At 71.5% G+C, this 4,985-nt stretch carries 4 protein-coding genes; all 4 read left to right on the top strand.

From position 1 onward, the window contains the following. On the top strand, nucleotides 1–910 hold a 910-nt coding region (locus CKO43_RS24930), incomplete at its 5' end, for a chorismate transformation enzyme, FkbO/Hyg5 family (protein ID WP_200380353.1). Then, nucleotides 907–1,710, top strand: coding sequence for a MipA/OmpV family protein (locus CKO43_RS24925; RefSeq protein WP_200380352.1), 804 nt, complete (start codon nucleotides 907–909; stop codon nucleotides 1,708–1,710). The genes CKO43_RS24930 and CKO43_RS24925, both read left to right, overlap by 4 nt. 264 nt (nucleotides 1,711–1,974) lie before the next feature. Beyond that, entirely contained in the window at nucleotides 1,975–3,366 is a 1,392-nt protein-coding gene (locus CKO43_RS24920) for an alkaline phosphatase (protein ID WP_200228875.1), read from the top strand. Nucleotides 3,367–3,395: 29 nt separating this feature from the next. Next, nucleotides 3,396–4,919 carry an alkaline phosphatase gene (locus CKO43_RS24915; protein ID WP_200380351.1) on the top strand — a complete coding sequence of 508 codons (1,524 nt, stop codon included), beginning with the start codon at nucleotides 3,396–3,398 and terminating at the stop codon, nucleotides 4,917–4,919. Nucleotides 4,920–4,985: the final 66 nt, after the last annotated feature.

Below are 4,985 nucleotides of genomic sequence, written 5' to 3'. Positions count from 1 at the left end.
CTGGGGCCCGGCTGCCAGCGACGCCGCCCCCGGGCTGGCCGCGCGCCTGCTGGCGCCGGCCGAGCCGGTCGTCGACCTGATCGCCGCCGGCCCGGCCGAAGCCGGCCGCCTGGGCCCCGTGCGCTGGCGCGACGACGGCCACTGGCTCTCTGGCTGGCTCGACCTGCCCGACGCCGGCACCGACCTGACCGACGCCGCCTTCCAGGCCTACCGCGACCTGTTCCGGGTGCTGGCGTCGCGCGGCCGGCCGCCGCTGGCCAAGGTGTGGAACTTCCTGCCGCGCATCAACGACGACGGCGGCGGGATGGAGCGCTACCGCCAGTTCAACGTCGGCCGTTTCCGCGCCTTCTCCGAAGCCGGTTTCGATGCCTTCGAAGGCGCGCCGGCGGCCTGCGCGCTGGGCACGCACGAGGGCACGTTGTCGATCCGCTTCCTGGCGTCGCGCGGCGCCGTGCGGCCGCTGGACAACCCGCGCCAGGTCGCGCCCTATCGCTATTCCAACCGTTTCGGCCCGCGCAGCCCGAACTTCTCGCGCGCCGCGCTCGCCGAGGCCGGCGCCGGCCAGCTGGCGTTCTTCGTCAGCGGCACCGCGGCCATCGTCGGCGAACGGTCCATGCACGAAGGCGACGTGCTCGAGCAGCTCGCCGAGACGCTGCGCAACCTGGACGCCTTGTGCGAGCAGGCGCGCGCCCACGGCGTCGGGGCCGTCACCGCGGCCGACCTGGACTGCGTCGTCTACCTCCGCCACGCCGCGGACCTGGACGCGGTGCGCGCCGCGTTCGAAGCCGCCGTCGGCCCCGAGTCGCCGGCTGCGCGGCGTGCGGTCTACGTCGAGGCCGACGTCTGCCGGCGTGAACTGCTGGTCGAGATCGAGGGCCACGCGCTCATCGCCGGGGCGCTGACGCGATGAAGGTGCTGGCCGCCGCCGCGCTCGTGGCCGCCGCCGCCGCGCCGGCCGCGGCCGAACCGCTGTGGGAGGCCGGCCTCGGCGCCACCGCCTTGCGCCTGCCTCATTACCGCGGCGCGGCCGAATCGAGCACCTGGCTGCTGCCGCTGCCCTGGTTCGTCTACCGCGGCGAGCGGCTGCGCGCCGACCGCGACGGCGCACGCGCGCTGCTGTTCGATACCGGGCGCGCCGAGTTCGACCTCGGTTTTGCCGCCGGCACGCCGACACGTAGCGACGACGACCGCGCGCGTCGCGGCATGGACGACCTGGAGCCCACGGTCGAAGTCGGCCCGCGGCTGCGCCTGGCGCTGGCCGAAGGCCGCGGCTGGAAGACCGAGCTGCGGCTGCCGGTACGCGCGGTGATCGGTGTCGACCGCTCGCCGTCGCTGCTGGGCTGGACGGCCGCGCCGTCGCTGGCGCTGGACGGCGAGCATGCCGGCTGGGGCTGGGGCCTGCAGGCGGGCCCGATCTGGGGCGACCGCCGGCTGCACCGCCACTATTACGAAGTGCGCGCCGACGAGGCGGCGCCGGGCCGCCCGGCCTACGCCGCCGCCGGCGGCTACGCCGGCTGGCAGGCGACGGCGGCGCTGTCGCGCCGGGCCGGCGCCTGGTGGCTGGCGGGCTTCGTGCGTGCCGACAGCGTGTCGGGTGCCGCGTTCGCCGACAGCCCGCTGGTGCGGCGCACGAACAACGTCGGCGCCGGCATCGCGCTGGTGCGTGTGTTCGCGCGTTCGGAGCGCGAGGCCGCCGCGGACAGCCGCTAGCCCTGCGCGCCATGCCCGGGTCCCTGGGCTGACCGCGTTTCGCGAGCGGGTCCAGGGCCGCGGCATCGGCTGAAGCGCCGCGTTCCGGCGCCGGCCACCCCCCGGCCTCGCCGGGTTCTCACCTGGCCGTCGCCGGACTGTCACGGGGGTTTCACCGGGGTTTCCTAGAGTCATCCGGTTCCGGTCGGGCCCGACCGTTCCGGACTGACAAGACAGGAGAGAACCCCCGTGATTCGATACCGCTTCCTGCCGCTGGTCGGCCTGATGTCGCTGGCCCTGACGGGCTGTTTCGGCGACGACGACAACGACGATCCGACGCCTGCCGCGCCGACGAAGAACGTGCTGTTCTTCCTCGGCGACGGCATGGGCATCACGACGATGACCGCGGCCCGCATCTACAGCGTCGGCGAGGACGGCGAGCTGACGATGGACCAGCTGCCCGAGTCGGCCTTCGTGCACACCTATTCGAACGACGCCCAGGTCACCGACAGCGCGCCGTCGATGGCGGCCTACATGACCGGCGTGAAGATGAACAACGAAGTCATCTCGATGTCGCCGGAGACCAGCGCCGTCGATGCCGATGGCAAGCCGTATCACGTCAAGTACGACAGCACCTGCCCGGCCGGCAACGGCACGCCGGTGGAGACGCTGCTCGAGCAGATGAAGGCCGCCGGCTACGGCACCGGCGTCGTCACGACGACGCGCATCACCCACGCGACGCCGGCCACGACCTACTCGCACGTCTGCCACCGCGATGCCGAGAACAGCATCGCCGCGGCGCTGGTGCCCGGCGGCAGCGGCTACAACAGCAAGCTCGGCGACGGCATCGACGTCGTCTTCGGCGGCGGCAGCAGCTACTTCCAGCCCGCCACCGTCAGCGGCGGCCTGCGCAACGACGGCCGTGACCTGATCGCCGAACTGAAGACCGCCAAGTACGGCTTCGCCTCGAACAAGACCGAGTTCGACGCGCTGCCGGCCGACGGCCGCACCAAGATCGCCGGCCTGTTCACCAAGAGCCACATGGCCTACGACCTGGACCGCGACGCGGCCAAGGAACCGAGCCTGGCCGAGATGACGAGCAAGGCCATCGACGCCCTGGCCGCGCGCAAGAAGGGCTTCTTCCTGATGGTCGAGGGCGGGCGCATCGACCACGCGCTGCACGCCACCAACGCGCGCCGCGCGCTGCAGGACACGGTGGCCTTCGACGACGCGATCAAGGCCGCGCTGGCGAAGATGCAGACCGTCGACCCGGGGCTGAAGAACACGCTGGTCGTCGTCACCGCCGACCACGACCACACGCTGCAGATGAACGGCTACGCGCAGCGCACCGGCAAGACCAGCAGCGGCAACCCCGGCGTGCTGGGCGTGGTGAAGAACTACGTCAACGGCGCGCCCTCGACCGACGTCGACGGCAACCCGTACACCGTGCTCGGCTTCGGCAACGGCCCGCGCCGGCTCGCCACGCGCGGCCCGATCGACGACGCGACGCTGGAAGGCGCCGACTTCCTGCAGGAAGCGGTGGTGCCGCTGTCCAGCGAGACGCACGGCGGCGCCGACGTCTTCCTCGGCGCACAAGGCCTGGGAGCCGACGGCTTCGCCGGCACCATCACCAACACCGACGTTTTCGGCCTGATCAAGAAGGCCATCGGCCTGTGATCGCCCGACAACCACGCAGGATCCAGCACATGACTTCCCCCCGCTTCCGCGTGGCGCCCGCCGCCGCGCTCCTCGCCGCTGCCGCCCTGGCCGCTTTCGGCACCCCCGCCTTTGCCGCCGGCGAGGCCAAGAACATCGTCTTCTTCCTCGGCGACGGCATGGGCCCGGTGACCGTGACCGCCGCCCGCATCTACAAGGGCGAGAAGCTGCTCGCCGCGACGCCGGGTTCGCTGAAGTCCAGCGAACGGGCCGAGCTGGCGATGCAGAAGCTCGGCTACGCCGCCCGCGTCAAGACCTTCTCGCGCGACGGCCAGACCACCGACAGCGCACCGTCGATGTCGGCCTACATGACCGGCGTGAAGATGAACAACGAGGTCATCTCGATGTCGGCCGACACGCTGGCCTACGCCGCCGACGGCAGCCAGTTCATCAGCGGCGAGAACACCACCTGCACCGCCACCAACGGCAGCGCGGCGACGACCATCCTCGAGCTGGCCAAGGCCGCCGGCCGCTCGGTCGGCGCGGTGTCGACGACGCGTGTCGGCCACGCCACGCCGGCGGCGACCTACGCCCACATCTGCAACCGCAACGCCTACAACACGATCGCCGAGCAGTCGGTGCCGGGCCATGCGAACTACAACGCCAAGCTCGGCGACGGCATCGACGTGCTGCTGGGCGGCGGCCAGCGCAACTACCTGCCGACGGCGGTGAACCCGAGCAGCAAACGCACCGACGGCGCCAACCTGGTGGCGGCGATGCAGGCCAAGGGCTATACCTACGTCAACACCGGCAGCGCGCTCGACGCGCTCGACGCCACCCAGACCGGCAAGCTGCTGGGCCTGTTCTCGCAGAGCGAGATGGCCTACGAGCTCGACCGCGTCAACCAGAACCTGAACCAGCCCAGCCTGGCGAAGATGACGACCAAGGCGCTGGACGTGCTGACGAAGAACAGCAAGGGCTTCTTCCTGATGGTCGAAGGCGGCCGCATCGACCATGCGCTGCACGGCAGCAATGCCAAGCGTGCGCTGGAAGACACGCTGGCCTTCGACAGCGCCATCGAAGCCGCGATCGCCTACCTCGAGAAGAAGGACCCGGGGCTGGCGAACACGCTGATCGTCGTCACCGCCGACCATGACCACGCGATCGCGTTCAACGGCTACGGCAAGATCGGCTCGCCGATCCTGGGCAAGGTCGTCGACTACCAGACCGGCGCCCTGGCCAAGGCCGCCGACGGCAAGCCGTACACGACGCTGGTCTTCGGCAACGGCGGCCGGCCCAACACCAGCGCCAGCAGCCAGGTCAACAGCGAAGACGGCAACAAGCCCTGGGTCGCGCCGGCACGCGCAGCCGACCGCGAGGACCTGAGCAGCGTCGACACGACGCAGGACAACTTCCTGCAGGAAGTCGGCGTCAACCTCGGCACGCCGGGCTCCGAAACGCACGGCGGCGGCGACGTGATGCTGTTCGCCGGCGGCGCCGGTGCGAAGATCTTCAAGGGCACGATGGACAACACCAAGGTGTTCACCAAGCTGCGCGAGGCGGCGGGCCTGTGAAGCACTCGAGCAGCGTCTCCCGGCTGCTGGCGGCGGCGCTGGCCGCCGCCAGCAGCCGGGAGACGC

Origin of the sequence: Rubrivivax gelatinosus (assembly GCF_016583785.1) — a bacterium.
In the GTDB taxonomy this organism is placed as follows: Bacteria; Pseudomonadota; Gammaproteobacteria; order Burkholderiales; family Burkholderiaceae_C; genus Rubrivivax; species Rubrivivax gelatinosus_B.
This window is presented reverse-complemented; position numbering and strand designations above follow the sequence as displayed.

Excerpts from the sequence above, each read along its gene's own strand:
- CKO43_RS24915 (WP_200380351.1), top strand. The coding sequence starts at position 3,396 with ATGACTTCCCCCCGCTTCCGCGTGGCGCCCGCCGCCGCGCTCCTCGCC.
- CKO43_RS24920 (WP_200228875.1), top strand. The coding sequence starts at position 1,975 with ATGTCGCTGGCCCTGACGGGCTGTTTCGGCGACGACGACAACGACGAT.
- CKO43_RS24925 (WP_200380352.1), top strand. The coding sequence starts at position 907 with ATGAAGGTGCTGGCCGCCGCCGCGCTCGTGGCCGCCGCCGCCGCGCCG.